At 75.9% G+C, this 24,935-nt stretch carries 3 protein-coding genes and 1 pseudogene; all 4 read right to left on the bottom strand.

Features of this window, described 5'->3' with window-relative positions:
- Positions 1–23: 23 nt before the first annotated feature.
- Positions 24–8,060 (bottom strand): type I polyketide synthase, encoded by an 8,037-nt coding sequence (locus tag CD790_RS13840; RefSeq protein WP_260867559.1) that lies wholly within the window; start codon positions 8,058–8,060, stop codon positions 24–26.
- Positions 8,029–10,200, bottom strand: coding sequence for a type I polyketide synthase (locus CD790_RS35730; RefSeq protein ID WP_260867558.1), 2,172 nt, complete (start codon positions 10,198–10,200; stop codon positions 8,029–8,031). Before CD790_RS35730 ends, CD790_RS13840 begins: the two co-directional genes overlap by 32 nt.
- 47 nt (positions 10,201–10,247) lie before the next feature.
- Positions 10,248–15,641, bottom strand: coding sequence for a type I polyketide synthase (locus CD790_RS13835; protein ID WP_260867557.1), 5,394 nt, complete (start codon positions 15,639–15,641; stop codon positions 10,248–10,250).
- Positions 15,642–15,761: 120 nt separating this feature from the next.
- Positions 15,762–24,930 (bottom strand): annotated as a pseudogene (locus tag CD790_RS36820) (type I polyketide synthase); the annotation flags it as partial.
- Between the last annotated feature and the right edge of the window lie 5 nt (positions 24,931–24,935).

The following is a 24,935-nucleotide window of genomic DNA, read 5'->3' as shown; positions in this document are numbered from 1 at the left end:
TGGTACTCCGTGCTTGGGCCGCGTCAGGAATCGGTGCCGTCGAGGCTGTCGAGGTCGAGCGCCATGTCGATGAGGTGCTGGACGTCCATCTCGTCGATGGACTCGGCGGCGTCATCGGCGCGGCTCGCGGCGGGCGTCGCCGCGTGCGGGTCGGCCAGCTGGAGCAGCGACTCCAGCAGCCCGGCCTCCCGGATCCGGTTCATCGGGATGGCCGCCAGGGTCCTGCGCAGTTCGGCGTCCTGCGGGTCGGTGTCGATCACCGCCGCCGGGCCGGCGGCCGGGCCGTGGCCCGGGCCCTCCGGGGCCAGTTCGCGCAGCAGCTGGTCGGCCAGCGCCTGCGGGTTCGGGTAGTCGTATACGAGGCTGGCGGGCAGCCGGAGGCCGGTGGCCGCGCCCAGCTTGGTGCGCAGCTCGACCGCGGTGAGCGAGTCGAAGCCCAGCTCGTTGAAGGCGCGTCCGGCGTCGACGTCGGCGGCCGAGGCATGGCCGAGGGCGGCCGCCACATGCCCGCGGACCACCTCCAGCACCGCGTCCCGCCGTTCGAGTTCGGAGAGTCCGGCCAGCCGCTCGCGCAGCGCGGGCGCCGCGCCCTCGGCCGCCGTGCCGCCCGCGTCCTCGGCGCCGTCCCGCAGGGCGGCGCGGACCTGCGGGAGGTCGGCGATGAGGGGGCGGGGACGGGCCGCGGTGAAGGCGGGGGCGAAACGCTCCCAGTCGACGTCGACCACGGTCGTGGCGGTCTCGTCGCGGGACAGCACCCGGCGCAGCGCCGCCATGCTCAGCTCGGGCGACATCGGCGGCAGGCCGCGCCGGCTGAGCTGCTCGGAGGCGTCGCCCTCGGTGGCCATGCCGCCGTCCGCCCACGGGCCCCAGGCCACCGAGGTGGCGGTCAGGCCGCGGGCCCGGCGCCGCTCGGCGAGCGCGTCGAGGAAGGCGTTGGCGGCCGAGTAGGCGCCCTGCCCGCCGCTGCCCCACACGCCGGCGATCGACGAGAAGAGCACGAAGGCGTCGAGGGTGCGGTCCTCGGTGTCGCCCGAGAACAGCTCGTCCAGGTGGACTGCGCCGGTCGTCTTGGCGCCCACGACGGCGGCGAACTCCGGGAGTTCGGTGCCGGTGCCGGGCACCTGGGAGACACCCGCCGCGTGCACCACGGCCCGCACCGGGGCGCCGTCCGCCGCCAGCTTGTCCACCAGCGTGGCCAGCGCCTCGCGGTCCGCGACGTCGCAGGACTCGACGGTCACCGTGGTGCCGGTGCCGGACAGTTCGGCCACGATCTCGGCCGCGCCCGGCGCGTCGGCGCCGCGGCGGCTGAGCAGCACCAGCCGCTCGGCGCCGTTGCCGGCCAGCCAGCGGGCCACGTGCCGGCCCAGCGCGCCGGTGCCGCCGGTCACCAGGACGGTGCCGCGCGGGGTCCACTCGGTGCCGCCGGCGGGGGCGGTGCGCTGCGCGAGGCGCCGGACGAAGAGCCCGGCGGCGCGGAGCGCGAGCTGGTCCTCGTCGCCGTGGGCGCCGGCGAGCACGCCGACCAGCAGGCCCAGCGCCCGCTCGTCCAGCGTCTCCGGCAGGGCGGGGAGGTCGATGAGTCCGCCCCAGCGCTCCGGCTGCTCCAGCGCGACCGCCCGGCCCAGGCCCCAGACCTGCGCCTGTGCGGGGCTGTCCAGCCGGTCGGAGGCGCCGACCGCGACCGCGCCGCGGGTGGCGCACCACAGTCGCGCGGCCGTGTACTCCGCGCGCCGCGCCAGCGCCTCGGCCAGCGCGCCGGTCAGCGCCAGGCCGACCGGCACCGCCGGGTGCTCGGGGTGCGGCCGCTCGTCGAGCGCCAGCAGCGAGAGCACGCCGGCGACGGGGCCGTCGGCCGCCGACGCCAGCCGCTCGGCGAGCGCCGCCGGGTCGGTGTCGGCCGCGTCCAGCTCCACGCGGACGGTCCGCGCCCCGCGCCGCGCCAGCTCGTCGCCGATCGCGCCGACCCGGGCGTCGTCCGCGAGGCTCGCGGGCACCACGGTCAGCCAGGTGCCGGTGAGGGCGGGCGTGCCGGTCTGCGGCTGGGGCTTCCACTCCACGTGGTAGAGCCGGCCGTCCGCGGTGGCGCGCTCCTGTTGCCTGCGCCGCCACGAGGACAGGGCGGGCAGCACCGCGCTGAACGGCTGCTCCCCCTCCACGGCGAGCTCCGTCGCGAGGGACTCCAGGTCCTCCCGTTCCACGGCCTCCCAGAAGCGGGCGTCCACCGCGTCCGCGGGCAGCCGCCCGGCGGGCGCCGCGGCGCCGTCGGCCTCCGGCCAGAAGCGGCGCGGCTGGAAGGCGTACGTGGGCAACGTGGCCAGGTCGACGCGCACGGCGCCGCCACCGGCGTAGAACGCCGCCCAGTCGGGGGCCGTGCCCCGGACGGCGGCCTGGGCCACGGCGTGCGCCAGCGCCTCCGCCTCGGGGCGGCCCTTGCGCAGCGCGGCGGTGAACACCGCGCCCTCGCCGGTGACGCACTCCTGCGCCATCGCGGTGAGCACGCCGTCGGGACCCAACTCCACGAAGGTGGTGACGCCTTCGGCCTCCAGCGCGCGGACGCCGTCCAGGAAGCGCACGGCTTCGCGGACGTGGCGGACCCAGAAGTCCGGGCTGGTGATCTCCTCGGTGGAGACCAGCCCGCCGGTCAGGTTGGAGACGAGGGCGATCCGCGGGCTGGCGTACGTCAGCGTCTCCGCGACCGCCCGGAAGTCCGCCAACATCGCGTCCATACGGGGCGAGTGGAAGGCGTGCGAGACGGTGAGCCGCTTGGTCTTACGACCCTGGGCCTCGAAGGTCCCGGCGATCGTGACAGCGGCGTCCTCGTCGCCCGCGATCACCACGGACGTGGGGCCGTTGAGCGCGGCGATGCTGACACCCTCGGTCAGCAGCGGCAGCACCTCCTCCTCGGACGCCTGCACCGCGATCATCGCGCCGCCGGCGGGGAGTTCCTGCATCAGGCGACCGCGAGCGGCCACCAGCTTCGCCGCGTCGGCCAGCGAGAGGACGCCCGCGACATGGGCGGCGGCAAGCTCGCCGATCGAGTGACCGGAGAGGAAGTCCGGCGTCACGCCCCAGGCTTCGACCAGGCGGAACAGCGCCACCTCGACCGCGAACAGGGCGGGCTGGGTGAAGCCGGTCTGGTCCAGGGCCTCGGCGTCGTCGCCGAAGACCACGTCCTTCAGCGGACGCTCCAGGTGCGGGTCCAGCTCAGCGCAGACCGCGTCGAACGCCGCCGCGAACACCGGGTAGGCGGCGTACAGCTCACGGCCCATGCCCAGCCGCTGGCTGCCCTGACCCGTGAACAGGAACGCCGTCTTGCCGCCGTCCGCGGAGCCCGTCACCAGACCCGGCGCGGACTCGCCGGCGGCCAGGGCCGCCAGGCCGCGGCCGAGCTCCTCGGCGTCCCGGCCGAGCAGCACGGCGCGGTGCTCCAGGGCCGCGCGGGTGGTGGCCAGCGAGTACGCCAGGTCCAGCGGCCGCGGCGCGTCGGCGGCGGCCAGGTGCGAGCGCAGCCGCTCGGCCTGGGCGCGCAGCGCGTCGGCGTCGCGGGCCGAGACCGGCCACGCCAGGACCGGCGGGCCGGTCTCGGCGGCCGGGGCGGCCGGGGCCTCGGCCGGCGGGGCCTGCTCCAGGATCGCGTGGGAGTTGGTGCCGCTGTAGCCGAAGGAGGAGACGGCGACGCGACGCGGGCGGCCGGTCTCCGGCCACTCCCGGGCCTCGGTGAGCAGCTCGATGTCGCCCGCGGCCCAGTCCACGTGCGGGGTGGGCTCGGAGATGTGCAGCGTCCGCGGCAGCACCCCGTGCTCCATCGCCTTGACCATCTTGATGATGCCGGCCATGCCCGCGGCGGCCTGGGTGTGGCCGATGTTGGACTTCACCGAGCCCAGGTACAGCGGCCGGCCCTCGGGCCGGTCCTGGCCGTAGGTGGCGAGCAGCGCCTGCGCCTCGATCGGGTCGCCCAGCGTGGTGCCGGTGCCGTGCGCCTCGACCGCGTCGATGTCGACGGTGGACAGACCGGCGTTGGCGAGCGCCTGCCGGATGACGCGCTGCTGCGACGGGCCGTTGGGCGCCGTCAGGCCGTTGCTGGCGCCGTCCTGGTTGACGGCGGTGGAGCGCAGCACGGCGAGCACCGGGTGGCCGTTGCGCCGCGCGTCGGAGAGCCGCTCCACGAGGAGCACGCCCACGCCCTCGGACCAGATGGTGCCGTCCGCGTCGCCGGAGAACGCCTTGATCCGGCCGTCGGCGGCCAGCCCGCGCTGCCGGCTGAACTCCAGGAACGCGCTCGGGGTGGACATCACGGTGACGCCACCGGCCAGGGCGAGTTCGCACTCGCCGTTGCGCAGCGCCTGAGCGGCCAGGTGCAGGGCGACCACCGAGGACGAGCAGGCGGTGTCGACGGTGAGGGCGGGGCCCTCCAGACCGAAGGTGTACGAGATCCGGCCGGACGCCACGCTCGACGAGTTGCCGGTGCCGAGGTGGCCTTCGAGGCCCTGCGGCTCGTCCAGCCACAGGGTCAGGTAGTCCTGCTCGTTGTTGCCGATGTACACGGCGGTCCGGCTGCCGCGCAGGGTGGCCGGGTCGATGCCGGCCCGCTCGAACGCCTCCCAGGAGGTCTCCAGCAGCAGCCGCTGCTGCGGGTCCATCGCCAGCGCCTCACGCGGCGAGATCCCGAAGAACGCCGCGTCGAAGTCGGCGACGTCGTGCAGGAAGCCGCCCTCGCGGGTGTAGCTGGTGCCTTCGAGGTCGGGGTCGTCGCTGTAGAGGGTGTCGAGGTCCCAGCCGCGGTCCGCGGGGAAGGGGGTGATGCCGTCGCCGCCGGAGACCAGCAGCCGCCAGAGGTCCTCGGGCGACCGCACGCCGCCGGGGAAGCGGCAGCTCATGGCGACGATCGCGATCGGGTCGTCGTCCGCGGCGGTCGTCACCCGGTCCGGGACGATCGCCTCGGCCGTGTCGCCGACGAGCTCGGCGCGCAGGTGGCCGGCGAGGGCGAGCGAGGTCGGGTAGTCGAAGACGAGGGTGGGCGAGAGCCGCAGCCCGGTCGCCTCGCGGAGCAGGTTGCGCAGTTCGACGGCGGTGAGCGAGTCGAAGCCGAGTTCCTTGAAGGCCCGACCCTCCTCGACGGCCTGCGGTCCCGCGTAGCCGAGCACCGCCGCTACCTGCGTGCGCACCAGGTCGAGCAGCACGCGGTGGCGCTCGCTCTCGCTCAGCCCGGCGAGCCGCTGGGCCAGGCCGGTGGCGCCGGCGTCGGCGGCGGTGCGCGCCGCGCGCCGCGCCGGGGCCCGGACCAGCCCGCGCAGCAGCGCCGGAATGGCGTCGGTGGTCGCCCGGGCGCGCAGCGCCACGGTGTCCACCCGCATCGGGGCCAGGGCCGGCTCGGCGACGGTGAGCGCCGCGTCCAGCAGGGCGAGGCCCTCGGCCGGGGACAGCGGGGGCAGTCCGGCCCGGCGCATCCGGCTGATGTCGACCTCGTCCAGCGTGCCGGCCATGCCGGTGCCCGCCCAGGGGCCCCAGGCCAGCGCGCTCGCCGCCAGTCCGGCGGCGTGGCGGTGGGCGGCCAGCGCGTCCAGGAAGGCGTTGGCGGCGGCGTAGTTGCCCTGGCCGGGGCTGCCGAAGACGCCGGAGGCGGACGAGAAGAGGACGAACGCCGCCAGGTCCAGGTCGCGGGTCAGCTCATGCAGGTTCCAGGCCGCGTCGACCTTCGGCCGCGCCACCTTCGCCAGCCGCTCCTCGGTCAGCGAGCCGATGGTGCCGTCGTCGAGGACGCCGGCGGTGTGCACGACGGCGGTCAGCGGGTGCGCGGCGGGGACGTCCGCCAGGACGGCGGCCAGCGCCTCCCGGTCGGCCACGTCGCACGCCGCCCAGGTGGCGGAGGCGCCGATCTCGGCGAGCTCGGCGGTGAGTTCGGCGGCCCCGTCGGCCGCGCCGCCGCGGCGGCCGACCAGCAGCAGGTGCCGCACGCCGTGCTCGGTGGCCAGGTGGCGGGCGACCAGCCCGCCGAGCTGGCCGGCGGCGCCGGTGACCAGCACGGTGCCGTCCGGGTTCCAGTCGGCGGCCGCGGCCTCGTCGGCGACCGGCACCCGGGCCAGCCGCGGGGTGCGGACCACGCCCGCGCGGATGGCCAGCTGCTCCTCTCCGGAGGCGAGCGCGGCGGGCAGCACGGCCCGGGAGGCGTCCTCGCCGTCGATGTCGAGCAGGACGAGACGGTCCGGGTTCTCGGCCTGCGCCGAGCGCACCAGACCCCATACGGCGGCCTGCGCGAGGTCCCGCGGCGCCGAGGCCAGCACCAGCCGGGAGCCGGCGAACCGCTCCTCGGCGAGCCACTCCTGGACGAGGGCGAGCGCCTCGGCGGTGGCCCGGTGCGCCGCGCCGGACGCGTCGGCCGGATCGCCCGCCGCGGGCGCGACGAGGACGAACTCCGGCGTCTGGGCGCCGGCGTCCACCGCCGCGGTCAGCGCGGCGAGGTCCGCGTAGGCCGGGGCCCCGAGGCCCAGGCGGTCGACGCCCAGCACCGCCCAGGCGCCGGGCGTACCGGTGCCGGCGGCGGGCTGCTCGACCCACTCCAGGCGGAACAGCGACTCGTGGTACGCGGCCCGCGCGGCCCGGACCTGATCGGCCGAGACCTCGCGCAGCGCGAGGGAGTCCACGGCGGCGACGGGCGCCCCGGTGGCGTCGGCGATCTCCAACCGGACGCCCTCGGTGCCCTGGAGCTCCAGCCGCACCCGCAGCTCGGTGGCGCCGCTCGCGTACAGCGACACCCCGCTCCAGGCGAACGGCAGTCGGCCCCGGCCCTGGTCGTCGGCGTCCAGGCCGAGCGCGTGCAGCGCGGAGTCCAGCAGCGCCGGGTGCAGCCCGAAGTCGGCGGCCTGCGCCTGCTGGCCCAGCCGCACCTCGGCGAAGAGTTCGGTGCCGCGCCGCCAGGCGGCGGTCAGCCCCTGGAAGGCCGGGCCGTACGGCAGGCCGCTGGCGGCCAGCGTCGCGTACAGCTCGGACACCTCGGCCGCCTCCGCGTCGCTCGGCGGCCACGCGGTCAGCGCGAAGTCGGGCCGCGGGGCGCCGGTGGCGAGCACGCCGGAGGCGTGCCGGGTCCAGGGCTCCTCGGCCGGGGCGTCGGCCGCGCGGGACAGGATGGCCAGCGGCCGGCGGCCGGCGTCGTCCAGGGCGCCCACCGTGAGCTGGAGCCGGATGCCGCCGCGGGTGGGCAGCACCAGCGGCGCCTCCAGGGTGAGTTCCTCCAGCAGGTCGCAGCCGACCTGGTCGCCGGCGCGGACGGCCAGCTCGACGAAGGCGGTGCCGGGGAGCAGCACCGAGCCCATGACGGTGTGGTCGGCCAGCCACGGGTGGGTGTCGAGGCCGAGCCGCCCGGTGAACAGGAAGCCGTCGCTCTCGGCGAGCGGCAGCGCCGCGCCGAGCAGCGGGTGGTCCGCCGCCTCCAGGCCCGCGGCGGTCACATCGCCGGTGGGCGCGCCCGGCGCCAGCCAGAACCGCTGGTGCTCGAAGGGGTAGGTCGGCAGCGCGGCCAGCACGGCCGGGTCGACGGGCCCCGCGCCGGTGCCGGCGAAGTACGCGGCCCAGTCGATCCGCACGCCGCGGACGTGGGCCCGCGCGACGGCGGTCGTCAGCGCCTCGACCTCCGGGCGGCCCTTGCGGAGCACGGGCACGAAGTCGGCGTCGGTGCCGGTGACGCACTCCTGGCCCAGGGCCGAGAGGACGCCGTCGGGGCCCAGCTCCACGAAGGTGGTGACGTTCTGCGCCTCCAGGGCGCGGACGCCGTCGAGGAAGCGCACGGCCTCGCGGACGTGCCGGACCCAGAAGTCGGCGGTGGTGATCTCCTTGGCCGGGACCACGGTGCCGGTGAGGTTGGAGACGATCGGGATCCGCGGGGCCGCGTAGGCGAGGGTCTCCGCGACCGCCCGGAAGTCCGCCAACATCGCGTCCATACGGGGCGAGTGGAAGGCGTGCGAGACGGTGAGCCGCTTGGTCTTACGACCCTGCGCCTCGAAGCCGCTCGCGATCTCGACAGCCGCGTCCTCGTCACCCGCGATCACCACGGACTGCGCTGACACCCTCGGTCAGCAGCGGAAGGACCTCGTCCTCCGACGCCTGCACCGCGATCATCGCGCCACCCGTCGGCAGCGCCTGCATCAGCCGGCCACGCGCGGCCACCAGCTTCGCCGCGTCCACCAGCGAGAGCACACCCGCCACATGCGCGGCGGCCAGCTCGCCGATCGAGTGACCGGAGAGGAAGTCGGCCTTCACACCCCAGGCTTCGACGAGGCGGTAGAGCGCCACTTCGAGGGCGAAGAGGGCGGGCTGGGTGGAGCCGGTCCGGTCCAGGGCCTCGGCGTCGTCGCCGAACAGCACGCCCTTCAGCGGACGCTCCAGGTGCCGGTCCAGCTCGCCGCAGACCGCGTCCAGGGCCTCCGCGAACGCCGGGTAGGCCGCGTACAGCTCACGGCCCATGCCCAGCCGCTGGCTGCCCTGGCCGGTGAACAGGAACGCCGTCTTGCCGCCGGTGGCCGTGCCCTCGACCAGGCCGGGCGCGGACTCGCCGCGCGCCAGGGCGTCCAGGGCCGTGCGGAAGCCGTCGTGGTCGGCGGCGACGACGGCGGCGCGGCGCTCCAGGGCGGCGCGGCCGACGGCCAGCGAGTGGGCGACGTCGACGACGGGGTGGGCGGCGCCGTCGAGTCGGGCGGCGAGGCGCCGGGCGCTCTCGCGCAGCGCGGCCTCGCTCCTGGCGGAGAGCGTCCAGGGCAGGACGGCGGTGGCGGCCGGGGCCGGGGCGGCGGGCGCGTCCTCCTCCTCGGCCGTCGGCTCGGGAGCCTGCTCCAGGATGGTGTGGGCGTTGGTGCCGCTCACACCGAACGCGGATATGCCGACGCGGCGCGGCTGGCCGGTCTCGGGCCACGTTCGGGCCTCGGTCAGCAGCGCGACCTCGCCGGTGGACCAGTCGACGTTGGGGGTGGGCTCGTCCACATGCAGGGTCTTGGGCAGCACGCCGTGCTCGATGGCCTTGACCATCTTGATGATGCCGGCGACGCCGGCGGCGGCCTGGGTGTGGCCGAGGTTGGACTTGAGCGAGCCGAGCCACAGCGGCCGGCCCTCGGGCCGCTCCTGGCCGTACGTCGCGAGGAGGGCCTGCGCCTCTATCGGGTCGCCCAGGGTGGTGCCGGTGCCGTGCGCCTCGACCACGTCGACCTCGGCGGCCGACAGCCGGGCGTTCTCCAGGGCCTGCCGGATGACGCGCTGCTGCGACGGGCCGTTGGGCGCCGTCAGACCGTTGCTGGCGCCGTCCTGGTTGACGGCCGAGCCGCGCACGACGGCCAGCACCTGGTGGCCGTTCCTCCGCGCGTCGGAGAGCCGCTCGACCAGCAGCACGCCGACGCCCTCGGACCAGCCGGTGCCGTCGGCGGAGGCGGCGAAGGACTTGCAGCGGCCGTCGGGGGCGAGGCCGCGCTGTCGGCTGAACTCCACGAAGACATCGGGGTTGGGCATCACGGTGACGCCGCCGACCAGCGCCAGCGAGCACTCGCGGGTGCGCAGCGCCTGGGCCGCCCAGTGGAGCGCGACCAGCGAGGAGGAGCAGGCGGTGTCGATGGTGGCCGCCGGGCCCTCCAGGCCGAAGGTGTAGGCGATCCGGCCGGACAGCACGCTGGTGGCGCCGCCGGTCAGGAGCAGGCCCTCCAGCCCTTCGGGGGCGCCCTGGAGGTCGTTGCCGTAGCCCATGGCGGCGGCGCCGACGTAGACGCCGGTCCTGCTGCCGCGCAGGGTGGCCGGGTCGATGCCGGCCCGCTCGAAGACCTCCCAGGAGGTCTCCAGCAGCAGTCGCTGCTGCGGGTCCATGGCGAGCGCCTCGCGGGGCGAGATGCCGAAGAACGCCGGGTCGAACTCGGCCGCGCCGGCGAGGAAGCCGCCGCCGCTGTTGTAGAACGTGCCCTTGCGGTCGGGGTCGGGGTCGGCCAGCCCCTCGATGTCCCAGCCGCGGTCGGCGGGGAAGCCGGAGACGGCGTCGCCGCCCTCGTCCACCAGGCGCCACAGGTCCTCGGGGGACGCCACGTCGCCGGGGAAGCGGCAGCTCATCGCGACGATCGCGATCGGTTCCTGCGCGTCCGCTTCCACCTCGGTCAGGCGGCGGCGAGCCCGGCGCAGCTCAGTGGTCATCCACTTCAGGTTGTCGAGAAGCTTCTCTTCGTTCGCGGTAGCCACTGAAACGTCACCCCCTGGAAAGAGTCGGAATGTGAGCGGTCATCACGTCAGGACCTTCCGAATTCATTGTTGATGATGTCGAAGATGTCTTCGGCGGAGGCCGAATCGATTTCGAGTTCGTCGTCGTTCGCGTTTCCGGACACCGGGTTCTCGGCCTCGTTCCACGTCCGCAGCAGCGCTTCGAGTCGCGCCGTGACCTTCGTTCGTTCCGCGCTGTCGGCGGGGACGTTGGTGAGGGTGAATTCCAGCCTGTCGATTTCCGCGAGTGCCGGAAGTTCCGGAGTGGTGTCCTCGCCCAGGATTTCCGCGCGCAGTCGGTCGGCGAGCGCCCCGGGCGTGGGGTAGTCGAATACCAGGGTGGCGGGGAGTCGCTTTCCGGTGGCCGCGTCGAGGCGGTTGCGGAGTTCCACGGCGGTGAGCGAGTCGAAGCCCAGCTCCTTGAACGCCCGGCCCTCCTGGATCTCCCCGATCCCGTCGTGGCCGAGGACGGCCGCGACATGGGTGCGGACCAGGTCGAGCAGGGCCTGCGCGGCCTCGGGACCGCTGAGTCCGGCCAGCCGCTCGGCCAGCGACCCGGCGTCCTCGCCGGCGGTCTCCGTCGCCTCCGCGGTCGGTTCCGCCAGCGCCTCGCGGACCTCGGGCAGGTCCGCGATCAGCGGGCGGGGGCGGGCCGCGGTGAAGGCGGGCGCGAACCGCTCCCAGTCGACGTCGGCGACGGTCACCGTGGTCTCGTCGCCGTCCAGCGCCTGCTGGAGGGCGGCGATCGCGGAGTGCGGGGCCATCACCGGCAGGCCGCGGCGGCGCAGCTGTTCGGCCGCCTCGTCGTCGGCGACCAGGCCGCCGTCCGCCCACGGGCCCCAGGCCACCGAGGTGGCGGTGAGCCCGCGGGCCCGGCGCCGCTCGGCCAGCGCGTCGAGGAAGGCGTTGGCCGCCGCGTAGGCGCCCTGGCCGCCGCTGCCCCACACGCCGGCGATCGACGAGAAGAGCACGAAGGCGTCCAGTTCGGCGTCGCCGAGCAGCGCGTCCAGGTGGACGGCGCCGGCGACCTTGGCGGCCACCACCTCGGCGACGTCCGCCGGGCCGGTCTCGGCGAGCGGCGCGAACTGCCCGGCGCCCGCCGTGTGCACCACCGCGGTCAGCGGGGTCCGCGCGGGCACGGCGGCCAGCAGCCCGGCCACCGCCTCCCGGTCGGTGACGTCGCAGGCGGCGAGGGTGACCTCGGCGCCCAGCGCGGTCAGTTCGTCACGCAGCTCGGCCGCGCCCGGCGCGTCGGCGCCGCGGCGGCTGGCGAGCACCAGGTGCTCGGCGCCGTTGCCCGCCAGCCAGCGGGCGACGTGCGCGCCGAGCGCGCCGGTGCCGCCGGTCACCAGGACCGTTCCGCGCGGCCGCCAGGGCTCGCCCGACGCCGCGGCCGGCTCGGCGCGGCCGATGCGGCGGGCCAGGATGCCGGCCGTGCGCAGCGCCAGCTGGTCCTCGTGGCCGTCGCCGAGGGAGCCGCCGAGGACGGCGGCCAGCCGGTCGGCGGTCCGCTCGTCGAGCGCGGCGGGCAGGGCGGGCAGATCGATGAGCCCGCCCCAGCGCTCCGGGTGCTCCAGGGAGACGACCCGGCCGAGGCCCCAGATCTGCGCCTGGGCGGCGCTTCCGGTGCGCTCGGAGGGGGCGGTGGCGACCGCGCCGGTGGTGGCGCACCACAGCGGCGCGTCCCAGCCGAGGGCGGCGGTGTCTCCGAGTGCCCGCACCAGCACCGAGGTGAGCAGCAGCCCGGCGGGCACCGCGGGGTGCTCGGGGTGTGGCCGCTCGGCCAGGGCGAGGAGCGACAGCACTCCGTCGACGGGCTCGCCGGCGGCGGCCTCGCGCAGCGCGTCGGCCACCGCGGCCCGGTCCAGGCCGGCCGCCGCGGTCAGCCGCACCGGGGTCACCCGGGCGCCGCGGTCGGCGAGCGCGTCCAGGAGCCGCCGTACGGTCGGGGTGTCGGCGTGCTCGGCGGGCACGGGCACCAGCCAGCTGCCGGTGACGAGCGCGGCGGTCTCCGGCTCGGCCAGCGGCCGCCAGCTCACGCGGTAGCGCCAGCCGTCGAGTTCGGCCTGCTCGCGCCGGCGTCGCCGCCAGGCGGACAGGGCGGGCAGCAGGGCGCTCAGCGGCTGCTCGGCGTCGAGGTCGACGACCTCGGTGAGCGCGCCGAGGTCGGCGGCCTCGATCGCCTCCCAGAACCGGGCGTCGACCGGGTCCCCGGCCGTGGCCTTGGCGCCCCCCGCCGGCTGCGCGGAGCCCTCCAGCCAGTAGCGGCGGCGCTGGAAGGCGTACGTGGGCAGCTCGACGCGGGCGGCGCCGGTGCCGGCGTAGCACGCCTCCCAGTCGAGGGCCGCGCCCCGCACGTGCAGCGCCGCGAGCGCCCCGGTCAGGGTCTCCGGCTCGGGGCGGCCGCCGCGCAGCACCGACACGAAGGCGGCGCCGTCGGCGGTGACGCAGTCCTGAGCCATGGCGGTGAGCACACCGTCCGGGCCGAGCTCCAGGTAGGTCGCGACGTCCTGGGCCTCCAGGGTGCGGACCGCGTCGAGGAAGCGCACGGCCTGGCGGGCGTGGCGCACCCAGTAGTCGGGGTCGCCCAGCTCGTCGGTGACGAGCCGTCCGGTGACGGTGGAGACGACCGGGACGCGCGGCTCGCCGTAGGTCAGGCTCTCGGCGACCTTGCGGAAGTCGGCGAGCATGCCGTCCATCAGCGGGGAGTGGAAGGCGTGGCTGACGGTGAGCCGCTTGGTCTTGCGACCCCGGCCGCGGAGCTCCTCCGCGACCTCCAGCGCGGCGCCCTCGACACCGGCGATCACCACGGACTCCGGCCCGTTGACGGCGGCGACCCCGAGCTCGTGCTCGCGGCCGGCCAGCAGCGGCAGGACCTCCTCCTCGGTGGCCTGGAGCGCGATCATCGCGCCGCCGGCGGGCAGCGCCTGCATCAGCCGGCCGCGCGCCGCCACCAGGGCGGCCGCGTGCTCCAGCGACAGCACGCCGGACACGTGGGCGGCGGCGAGCTCGCCGATGGAGTGGCCGGCCAGGAAGTCCGGCCGCACCCCGGCGGCCTCGGCCAGCCGGTACAGGGCGACCTCGACGGCGAACAGGGCCGGCTGGGTGAATCCCGTCCGGTCCAGCTCGGCGGCGTCCTGACCGAACAGCACCTCGTACAGCGGACGGTCCAGGTGTCGGTCGAGCTCCGCGCTCACCGCGTCCAGCGCCTCGGCGAACACCGGGCTCGCCGCGTACAGCTCGCGGCCCATGCCCAGCCGCTGGCTGCCCTGGCCGGTGAAGAGCACCGCGGTGCGGCCCTCGGTGGGCGTGCCCTGGACGACGTGGGGCGCGGACTCGCCGCGCGCCAGCGCCGTGAGGCCCGCCAGCAGCCGCTCCCGGTCGGCGCCGGTGACCACCGCGCGGTGCTCCAGCGCGGAGCGGGTGGTGGCCAGCGCGTACGCCAGGTCCAACGGGCGCAGCGTCTCGTCGGCGACCACGTGGGCGCGCAGCCGCTCGGCCTGGGCGCGCAGCGCGTCGGCGCTCCTGGCCGACAGCGGCCAGGCGAGCACCTCCGGCCGCACCACCGGCTGCCGCTCGGCGACGGCCGGGGCCGGCGCCTGCTCGGGCGCCTGCTCCAGCACGGTGTGGGCGTTGGTGCCGCTGAAGCCGAAGGAGGAGACGCCCGCGCGGCGCGGGCGGCCGGTCTCCGGCCACGGGGTGTTCTCGGTGAGCAGCGAGACGGCGCCCGCCGACCAGTCGACGTGCGGGGTCGGCGCGTCCACGTGCAGCGACGGCGGCAGCACGCCGTGCCGCATGGCCAGCACCATCTTGATGATGCCGGCGACGCCGGCGGCGGCCTGGGTGTGACCGATGTTGGACTTGATGGCGCCCACGTGGAGCGGCCGGTCCGCGTCCCGGTCCTGGCCGTAGGTGGCCAGCAGCGCCTGCGCCTCGATCGGGTCGCCGAGGCGGGTGCCGGTGCCATGCGCCTCGACCGCGTCCACATCCCCGGCGGTCAGCCCGGCACTGGCCAGGGCCTGCCGGATGACGCGCTGCTGCGCGGGGCCGTTGGGGGCGGTCAGGCCGTTGCTGGCGCCGTCCTGGTTGATGGCGGAGCCGCGCACGATCGCCAGCACCGGGTGGCCGTTGCGCCGCGCGCCCGACAGCCGCTCGACCAGCAGCATGCCGACGCCCTCGCCCCAGCCGGTGCCGTCGGCGGCCGCCGCGAACGCCTTGCAGCGCCCGTCGGGGGCGAGCCCGCGCTGCCGGCTGAACTCGATGTACGCGCCGGGGCTGGACATGACGGTCACGCCGCCCGCCAGCGCCAGCGAGCACTCGCCGTTGCGCAGCGCCTGGATCGCCCAGTGCAGCGCCACCAGCGAGGAGGAGCAGGCCGTGTCGACGGTGACCGCCGGGCCCTCCAGGCCGAAGGTGTAGGCGAGCCGGCCGGAGACCACGCTGGCCGCGTTGCCGGTGCCGAGGTAGCCCTCGACGCCCTCGGGGATGTCGCGCAGCGCGGAGTCGTAGTCCTGCCCGTTGGAGCCGACGAACACACCGGCGGAGGTGCCGCGCAGCGTGGCCGGGTCGATGCCGGCCCGCTCGAACGCCTCCCACGAGGTCTCCAGCAGCAGCCGCTGCTGCGGGTCCATCGCCAGCGCCTCACGCGGCGAGATCCCGAAGAACGCCGCGTCGAACCGGCCGGCGTCGTAGAGGAATCCGCCCTCCCGGGCGTAGAAGGTGCCCTGCCGGTCCGGGTCCGGGTGGTAGAGCTTCTCCAGGTCCCAGCCGCGGTCGGTCGGGAACTCCGCGATGGCGTCCCCGCCGGAGGTGAGCAGCGCCCACAGCTCCTCGGGGGTGCGCACACCGCCGGGGAAGCGGCAGCTCATCGCCACGATCGCGATCGGGTCGTCGTCGGCCGGCGCGGCCGGGGCCGCCTCCGGGGTGGCGGCGGCGCTCTCGGCGCCCACCAGCTCGTCGCGCAGGTAGCCGGCGAGCGAGGCCGCGGTCGGGTAGTCGAAGACCAACGTCGCCGGCAGCCGCACGCCGCTGGCGGCGCCGAGCCGGTTGCGCAGCTCGACCGCGGTCAGCGAGTCGAAGCCCAGCTCGCGGAAGGCCCGGTCGGCGCCGACCGACCCCGAGCCGTCGTGCCCGAGCACGGCGGCCACATGGGTGCGGACCAGCTCCAGCAGCGCGCGGTCCCGCTCGACCGGGGAGAGCCCGGCCAGCCGCTCCGCGAGCGAGGAGCCGCCCGCGGCCGCGCTCTGCTCCGCCGCGTCGGCCGGGGCCGGCCCGGCCTCCGGCAGCTCGGCGAAGAGCGCGCTGGGCCGTACGGCGGTGAAGTCGGGCGCGAAGCGGGACCAGTCGACGTCCACGACGGCCAGCACCGGGTCGTCCAGGTCCAAGGCCCGCTGGAGGGCGTCGATCGCGAGACCGGCGTCCATCGGCGGCAGGCCGCCGCGGCGCATGCGCTGCTCCAGGGCCTCGTCGGCGGCCATGCCGCCCTCGGCCCACGGACCCCACGCGATCGACGTCGCCGGCAGCCCCTCGGCACGCCGCCGCTCGGCCAGCGCGTCCAGGAAGGCGTTGGCTGCCCCGTAGTTGGCCTGAGATGGAGGAGAAGAGCACGAACGCCGACAGCTCCAGCTCACGCGTCAGCTCGTCCAGATGGGCCGCGGCCTCCGCCTTGGCCCGCAGGACACCCGCGAACCGCTCCGGCGTCAGCGCGTCCAGCACACCGTCGTCCAGCACACCGGCGGTGTGCACCACGGCGGTCAGCGGGTGCTCGGCGGGGATGTCCGCCAGGACAGCGGCCAGCGCGTCCCGGTCGGCCACGTCGCACGCCGCGACGGTGACCCGGGCCCCGGAGGCCGCGAGCTCGTCACGCAGCTCCACGGCGCCCGGCGCCTCCAGACCCCGACGGCTCGTCAGCACCAGGTGCTCGGCACCCTGGCCCACCAGCCAACGGGCGACCCGCGCACCCAGCGCGCCGGTGCCCCCGGTGACCAGCACCGTGCCGGCGCCCGGCCGCCAGGTCCGCCCGGCCTCGGCGGGCACCGAGGCCCGCACGAACCGGCGCCCGAAGACACCGGCGGAGCGGACCGCCACCTGGTCCTCGCCACCACGGCCGGAGACCACCCCGGCGAGCCGGGACAACGCCCGCTCGTCCGGCGTCTCCGGCAGGGCGGGGAGGTCGATGAGTCCGCCCCAGCGCTCCGGCAGCTCCAGCGCCGCCGCCCGACCCAGACCCCAGACCCGCGCCTGCACCGGGTCCACCGGCGCGTCGGACCGCCCCACGGACACCGCGCCACGCGTGGCCACCCACAGCGGCGCGTCCACGCCCGCGTCACCCAACGCCTGCGTCAGCGCGGCCGAGGCGAGCAGCCCGCCGTCCTCGGCGAGCGCCAGCAGCGAGAACACGCCCGCCACGGGGGCGTCGCCGCTCTCGGCACGAAGCCGCTCGGCCACCGACACGCGGTCGCTCGCGGCGCCCAGCTCGATCAGCCGCGCCTCGGCACCGCGCTGGGCGAGCGTCCGTGCGACGGCCTCGGCCCACGGGGTCCCGGCGTCCGCCGGGGCGACGACCAGCCAGCGGCCCTCCAGGGCACCGGCCGCGCGGTCGCCGACCGGCTTCCAGGTGATCCGGTAGCGCCAGCCGTCCACCGCCGAGCGCGCACGCTGCTGCCGGTGCCACGTCGAGAGCGCCGGAAGCAGTGCCTCCAGGGCGCCTTCGCCGTCGACGTCCAGGGTGGCGGCGAGCGAGTCGAGGTCCTCCCGCTCCACGGCCTCCCAGAAGCGGTCGGTGCCGCTCGTCGCGGACGGCGCGGCCGCGGCGCTCGGCTGGACGTCCAGCCAGTAGCGCTGCCTCTGGAACGCGTAGGTCGGCAGCTCCACATGCCGCGCGCCGGTGCCGGCGAAGAACTCCGCCCAGTCCAGGGCGGTCCCGCGGACGTGCAGCGCGGCCAGCGCGCCGGTCAGCGTCTCCGCCTCGTCGCGGCCCTTGCGCAGCGCGGAGACGAAGGCCGTGCCCTCGCCCTCGGCGCACTCCTGCGCCATCGCGGTGAGCACCCCGTCGGGGCCGAGCTCGACGAAGGTGGTGACGTTCTGCGCCTCCAGGGTGCGCACGGCGTCCAGGAAGCGGACCGCCTCGCGGACGTGGCGGACCCAGAAGTCGGCGGTGGTGATCTCCTCGACGGAGACCAGCGCGCCGGTCAGACCCGAGACGATCGGGATACGCGGAGCCTCATAGGAGAGGGTCTCCGCAACCGCGCGGAAGTCCGCCAACATCGCGTCCATACGGGGCGAGTGGAAGGCGTGGCTGACGGTGAGCCGCTTGGTCTTACGACCCTGCGCCTCGAAGCCGCTCGCGATCCCGACCGCCGCGTCCTCGTCGCCCGCGATCACCACGGACTGCGGGCCGTTGAGGGCCGCGATACTGACACCCTCGGTGAGCAGCGGGAGGACCTCGTCCTCCGACGCCTGCACCGCGATCATCGCGCCGCCGGCCGGCAGCGCCTGCATCAGACGACCACGAGCCGCCACCAGGGTGCAGGCATCGGCCAGCGAGAGCACACCCGCCACATGCGCGGCGGCCAGCTCACCGATGGAGTGGCCGGACAGGAAGTCGGCCTTCACACCCCACGCCTCGACCAGACGGAACAGCGCCACCTCGACCGCGAACAACGCTGGCTGGGTGTAGCCGGTCTGGTCCAGCAGCTCGGCGTCCTCGCCGAACACCACGTCCTTCAGCGGCCGTTCCAGCTGCCCGTCCAGCGCGGCGCACACCGCGTCGAACGCCTCCGCGAACACCGGGTACGCGTCGTACAGCTCACGGCCCATGCCCAGCCGCTGGCTGCCCTGGCCCGTGAACAGGAACGCCGTCCTGCCACCGGCCACCGAGCCGCGCACCACGCCGGTGGCCGGCTCGTCGGCGGCGAGGGCCGCCAGGGCACGGAGGTAGCCGTCGCGGTCCTGGGCCACCAGCACCGCGCGGTCTTCGAAGGCCGCACGGCCGGTCGCCAGGGAGTGGCCGACGTCGACGGGGTCGAAGTCGCCGACGGAGAGCAGGTGGTCGCGGAGTCGGCGAGCCTGGTCGCGCAGGGCCTCCTGGCCGATGGCCGAGAGCGGCCACGGCACGACCGGCGGCACGGCGGCGGCCGCGGTGTCGGCGACCGGCTGGGCCGGGGGCTGCTCGATGATCGTGTGCGCGTTGGTGCCGCTGATACCGAAGGAGGAGACGCCCGCGCGGCGCGCCCGGCCGGTCTCCGGCCAGTCGATCGCCTCGGTGAGCAGCGAGACCGCGCCCGCCTCCCAGTCGATCTTCGGCGAGGGGGCGTCGACGTGCAGGGTCCTGGGCAGCACGCCGTGGCGCATCGCCATGACCATCTTGATGATGCCGGCGACGCCGGCCGCGGCCTGCGTGTGACCGATGTTGGACTTGATGGACCCCAGCCACAGCGGCTGGTCGGCGGACTTCTCCCGGCCGTACGTGGCCAGCAGCGCCTGCGCCTCGATCGGGTCGCCCAGGGTGGTGCCGGTGCCGTGCGCCTCGACCACGTCGACCTCGGCGGCCGCCAGGCCGGCGTGGGCGAGCGCGGCGCGGATGACGCGCTGCTGCGACGGGCCGTTCGGCGCCGTCAGACCGTTGCTGGCGCCGTCCTGGTTGACGGCCGAGCCGCGCACCACGGCGAGGACCGGGTGGCCGTTCTTCCGCGCGTCCGACAGCCGCTCCACGAGCAGCATGCCCGCGCCCTCGGACCAGCCGGTGCCGTCCGCCGCCGCGGCGAAGGACTTGCAGCGGCCGTCGGTCGACAGACCGCGCTGGCGGCTGAAGTCGACGAACGTCTCGGGGGTGGCCATCACGGCCACGCCGCCCGCGAGCGCCATGGTGCACTCGCCGTTGCGCAGCGCCTGGATCGCCCAGTGCAGCGCGACCAGCGAGGAGGAGCAGGCGGTGTCGACGGTGACCGCCGGGCCTTCGAGACCGAAGGTGTAGGCGACCCGGCCGGAGGCGATGGAGCCCGCGTTGCCGGTGCCGATGTAGCCCTCGACGCCCTCCGGGAAGCCGTCCATGCCGGTGACGTAGTCGTGGTACATCACGCCGGCGAAGACGCCGGTCCTGCTGCCGCGCAGCGTCGCCGGGTCGATGCCGGCGCGCTCGAACGCCTCCCACGAGGTCTCCAGCAGCAGCCGCTGCTGCGGGTCCATCGCGAGCGCCTCACGCGGCGAGATGCCGAAGAAGGCCGGGTCGAAGTCGGCGGCGTCGTGCAGGAAGCCGCCCTCGCGGGTGTAGCTGGTGCCCGCGTGGTCGGGGTCGGGGTGGTAGAGCGCGTCCAGGTCCCAGCCGCGGTCGACGGGGAAGCCGGAGACGCCGTCGCCGCCGGTGGCGACGAGCCGCCACAGGTCCTCCGGCGAGCGCACCCCGCCCGGGAAGCGGCAGCCCATGCCGACGATCACGATCGGGTCGTCGGCCACCGCGGCGAGCGCGGCGGGGACGGCGACCGGCGCATCGGGGACGGGCTCCTCGGCGCCCAGCAGTTCGTCCCGCAGGTGGCCGGCGAGGGCGGTGGGCGTCGGGTAGTCGAAGACGAGGGTGGCGGGGAGGCGCAGCCCTGTGACGTTCTTGAGGTCGTTGCGCAGCTCGACGGCGGTCAGCGAGTCGAAGCCCAGCTCCTTGAAGGCCCGGCCCGCGTCGACGGCGTCCGGACCGGCGTAGCCGAGCACGGCGGCGACGCGGCCGCACACCAGCTCCAGCAGCAGGGCGTCCCGCTCGGCCGGGGTGGGCAGCGCCCGCAGTCGCTCGGCCAGCCCGCCGCCGTCGGCGGCCGCGGCCGCGACGGCCGCGCGGCGGACCGGCACCCGCACCAGGCCGCGCAGCAGTGCCGGCACGGTGCCGGTGGCCGCGGCCTCGGCGCGCAGGCCCGCGTGGTCGAGCCGCATCGGGAAGAGCACGGTCGTGCCGTCCGCGCGGGCGGCGTCGAAGAGCGCGAGGCCCTCCTCGGCGGTCAGCGGGGCGACGCCGCCGCGCGCGATGCGCCGCAGGTCCGTCTCGTCCAGGTCGGCGGCCATGCCGGAGCCCGCCCACAGCCCCCAGGCCAGCGCGGTCGCCGGCAGTCCGGCGGCGGCGCGGTGCTGGGCCAGCGCCTCCAGGAAGGCGTTGGCGGCCGCGTAACTGGCCTGTCCCGGCGCGCCGAACGCGGCGGCGGCACCGGAGAACAGCACGAAGGCGGCGAGGTCCAACCCGCGGGTCAGCTCGTGCAGGTTGAGCGCGGCGTCGGCCTTGGGCCGCAGCACGCGCGCCACCCGCTCCGGGGTCAGCGAGCCGAGGATGCCGTCGTCCAGCACACCGGCGGTGTGCACCACGCCGGTCAGCGGGTGCGCGGCGGGGATGTCCGCCAGCACGGCGGCCAGCGCGTCCCGGTCGGCCACGTCGCACGCGGCCCAGGTCACCTCGGCGCCCAGCGCGCCCAGTTCGGCGGTGAGCTCGGCGGCCCCCTCGGCCTGGACGCCCCGTCGGCTGAGCAGCAGCAGGTGGCGCACCCCGTGCTCCGCGGCCAGGTGGCGGGCGAAGAGTCCGCCGAGCTGGCCGGTGGCGCCGGTGACCAGGACGGTCCCGTCGGGGGTGAACTCCGGTGCCGTCATGGTCTCGTCGCCCACGGCCGGCACCCGGGCCAGCCGCGGTGCCAGCGCCACGCCGTCACGCAGCGCCAACTCCGGCTCGTCGACGGCCAGCGCGGCGAGCACCTTCCGGTACGAGGCGGCCGCGCCGTCCACGTCGAGCAGCGTCAGCCGGCCGGGGTTCTCCGACTGGGCGGAGCGGAACAGGCCGCGGGCGGCGGCGAACGGCAGCTCCGCGATGTCCGCCCCGGTCTCGGTGGCCACCGTCTCGCGCGTCAGCAGCACCAGCCGCGAGTCGGCGAACCGCTCGTCGGCCAGCCAGGACTGGAGCAGGTCCAGGGTGTGCAGGGTCGTGGTGCGTACGGCCGCCGCGTCGGCGTCGTCGCCGGAACCGCCGCCCGAGACGAGCACGGTGTGCGGCACGGCCGCCCCGGCCTCGACGGCCGTACGCAGCACCGACAGGTCGCGGTACGCGGCCAGCCGGACGCCGGTTCCGAACGCGACCTCCAGCTCGGCCAGTTCGGCGGCGTCGGCGCCCAACACGGCCCAGTCGCCCGCCCCGGTGCCCGTGGCGGGCACCGGCACGGCGGTCCACTCCAGCTGGAACAGCGACTCGTGCAGCCCGCTCCGCGCGGCGCGCACCTGCTCGGCGGAGGCCGCGCGCAGCGCCACCGACTCGACCGTGGCGACCGGCGCCCCGGTGCCGTCGGCCACCAGCAGCGACACGGCGTTCTCCGACTGCTCGGTCAGCCGCACCCGCAGCGCGCCGGCGCCGGCGGCCAGCAGCCGCACGCCGTTCCAGGCGAAGGGCAGCAGCGCGCCCTCGGCCAGCGCCGCCTCGCGGTCCGGGCCGTCCAGGCCGATGACGTGCAGACAGGCGTCGAGCAGCGCGGGGTGCAGTCCGAACCGGTCGGCCTCGGCGCCCCGGACGGCGGGCACCTCCTCGGCCGCCGGCAACACGACCTCGGCGTAGAGGTCGGCCCCCAGCCGCCAGGCGCCCTTGAGCCCCTGGAAGACCGGGCCGTAGCCCAGTCCGGCCCCGGACAGCTCCTCGTAGAGGCCGTCGACGGGCAGGGCGGTGGCGCCCCGCGGCGGCCACACGGCGAGGTCGCCGGGCGCGTCCTGGGCGGCGGCCGCCAGCACACCGCTGGCGTGCCGGGTCCACGGCTCGGTCGCGAGCGCGTCCTGCCGACGCGAGTGCAGACTGAAGGAGCGGCGGCCGGACTCGTCCGGGCCGTCCACGACCAGCTGGAGCTGGACCGCGACCCGCTCGGGCAGCACCAGGGGCGCCTCCAGGGTCAGCTCGTCCAGCCGCTCGCAGCCGACCTGGGCGCCGGCGTGCAGCGCCAGCTCCACGAAGGCCGTGCCCGGCAGCAGCACGGTGTCCATGACGGCGTGGTCGGCGAGCCACGGGTGGGTCCGGGTGGCCAGCAGCCCGGTGAGGAGGAAGCCGTCCGCGTCGGCCAGCGGCACCGCCGCGCCCAGCAGCGGGTGGTCCGTCCCGCCGAGCCCTATCGACTCCGGGTCGCCGGCCGCCGTCGTGGCGGCGGGCCAGTAGCGCTGCCGCTGGAACGCGTATGTCGGCAGCTCCACGCGCCGCGCGCCCGTGCCGGCGAAGAACGCCGCCCAGTCCAGGGCCGCCCCGCGGACGTGCAGCGCGGCCAGCGCGCCGGTCAGCGACTCCGCCTCGGCACGGCCCTTGCGCAGCACGGGGACGAACGTCGCGTCCGCGCCCTCGGCGCACTCCTGCCCCATGGCGGTGAGCACACCGTCCGGGCCCAACTCCACGAAGGTGGTGACGCCCTGAGCCTCCAGCGCGCGGACCGCGTCCAGGAAGCGCACGGCTTCGCGGACGTGGCGGACCCAGAAGTCGGGGCTGGTGATCTCCTCTGCGGAGACCAGCGCGCCGGTCAGACCCGAGACGATCGGGATGCGCGGAGCCGCGTACGACAGCGTCTCGGCGACCGCGCGGAAGTCCTCCAACATCGCGTCCATACGGGGCGAGTGGAAGGCGTGGCTGACGGTGAGCCGCTTGGTCTTACGGCCCTGCTGCTCGAAGCCGCTCGCTATCTCGACGGCGGCGTCCTCGTCACCGGCGATCACCACGGAGGTGGGGCCGTTGAGGGCAGCGATGCTGACACCCTCGGTGAGCAGCGGCAGGACCTCGTCCTCCGACGCCTGCACCGCGATCATCGCGCCGCCAGGCGGCAGGGCCTGCATCAGACGACCACGAGCCGCCACCAGGGTGCAGGCGTCCTCCAGCGACAGGACACCGGAGACATGGGCGGCGGCCAGCTCGCCGATCGAGTGACCGGAGAGGAAGTCCGCCTTCACACCCCACGCCTCGACCAGGCGGAAGAGCGCGACCTCGATGGCGAAGAGGGCGGGCTGGGTGTAGCCGGTCTGGTCCAGCAGCTCGGCGTCCGCACCGAACACGACCTCGCGGAGCGGGCGGTCCAGGAGCGCGTCGAAGTGGGCGCAGACGGCGTCCAGGGCGTCCGCGAAGGTCGGGTGGGCGTCGTACAGCTCACGGCCCATGCCCAGCCGCTGGCTGCCCTGGCCCGTGAACAGGAACGCCGTCCTGCCCTCGCCGACGGAGCCCTCGACCAGCCCGGGGGCACTCTGGCCGGACGCCAGCGCCTCCAAGGCGGCGAGCAGTTCCCCGCGGTCGGCCGCCGTCAGCACCGCGCGGTGCTCCAGCGCGGCACGGCCGACGGCCAGCGAGTGGGCGAGGTCGAGCAGCCCGGCCTCGGGCCGCTCCTCAAGGTACGAGCGCAGCCGCGCGGCCTGTGCGGCCAGCGCCTCGGCGCCCTTGCCCGACAGCGCGAACGGCAGCGGGGCGATCTCGCGTCGCGCGCCGGTCGGGGCCTTGGGGGCCTCGTCCTCGACGGCCGGGGCCTGCTCGATGATCGTGTGCGCGTTGGTGCCGCTGATGCCGAAGGACGAGACACCCGCGCGGCGCGGACGGCCGGTCTCCGGCCACTCCACCGACTCCGTCAGCAGCGCGATCTCGCCGGCCGTCCAGTCGACGTGCGGGGTCGGCGCGTCGACGTGCAGGGTCTTGGGCAGCACGCCGTGGCGCATCGCCAGCACCATCTTGATGATGCCCGCGACACCGGCCGCGGCCTGGGTGTGCCCGATGTTGGACTTGATCGAGCCGAGGAACAGCGGCTGTTCGACGTCCCGCTCCTGGCCGTAGGTGGCCAGCAGCGCCTGCGCCTCGATCGGGTCGCCCAGCGTCGTCCCCGTGCCGTGCGCCTCGACCGCGTCCACGTCCGCGGTCGTCAGCCCGGCCCCCTCCAGGGCCTGCCGGATCACACGCTGCTGCGACGGGCCGTTCGGCGCCGTCAGACCATTGCTCGCACCGTCCTGGTTGACGGCGCTACCGCGCACGATCGCCAGGACCGGGTGACCGTTGCGCCGCGCGTCGGAGAGCCGCTCCACGAGCAGCATGCCGACGCCCTCGCCCCAGCCGGTGCCGTCGGCGCCGGCCGCGAACGCCTTGATCCGGCCGTCGGCCGCCAGCCCGCGCTGCCGGCTGAAGTCGATGAAGTTCTCGGGGGTGGACATGACGGTCACACCACCCGCGAGGGCGAGTTCGCACTCGCCGTTGCGGAGCGCCTGGGCCGCGAGGTGCAGGGCGACCAGCGAGGAGGAGCAGGCGGTGTCGACGGTGACCGCCGGGCCCTCCAGGCCGAAGGTGTAGGACACCCGGCCGGAGACCACGCTCGCCGCGTTGCCCGTGCCCAGGTGGCCCTCAAGCCCGTCCGGCGCCTTCATCAGCAGGGACAGGTAGTCCTGGCCGTTGGTGCCGGCGAAGACGCCGGTCCTGCTGCCGCGCAGCGTCGCCGGGTCGATCCCGGCCCGCTCGAACGCCTCCCACGAGGTCTCCAGCAGCAGCCGCTGCTGCGGGTCCATGGCCAGCGCCTCACGCGGCGAGATCCCGAAGAACGCCGCGTCGAAGTCGGCCACGTCGTAAAGGAACCCGCCCTCACGCGTGTACGAGGTGCCCTGCCGGTCCGGGTCCGGGTCGTACAGCCCCTCCAGATCCCAGCCACGGTCCGACGGGAACTCCGCGACCGCGTCCGCGCCCGCCGTCAGCAGCGACCACAGCTCCTCCG

It is taken from the genome of Streptomyces sp. SAJ15, assembly GCF_007595705.1.
Classification (GTDB): Bacteria; Actinomycetota; Actinomycetes; order Streptomycetales; family Streptomycetaceae; genus Streptomyces.
The sequence above is the reverse complement of the archived record's forward strand: the minus strand, read 5'-3'. Positions and strand labels throughout refer to the sequence as shown.

Excerpts from the sequence above, each read along its gene's own strand:
- CD790_RS13835 (WP_260867557.1), bottom strand. The coding sequence starts at position 15,641 with ATGGACGCCGGTCTCGCGATCGACGCCCTCCAGCGGGCCTTGGACCTG.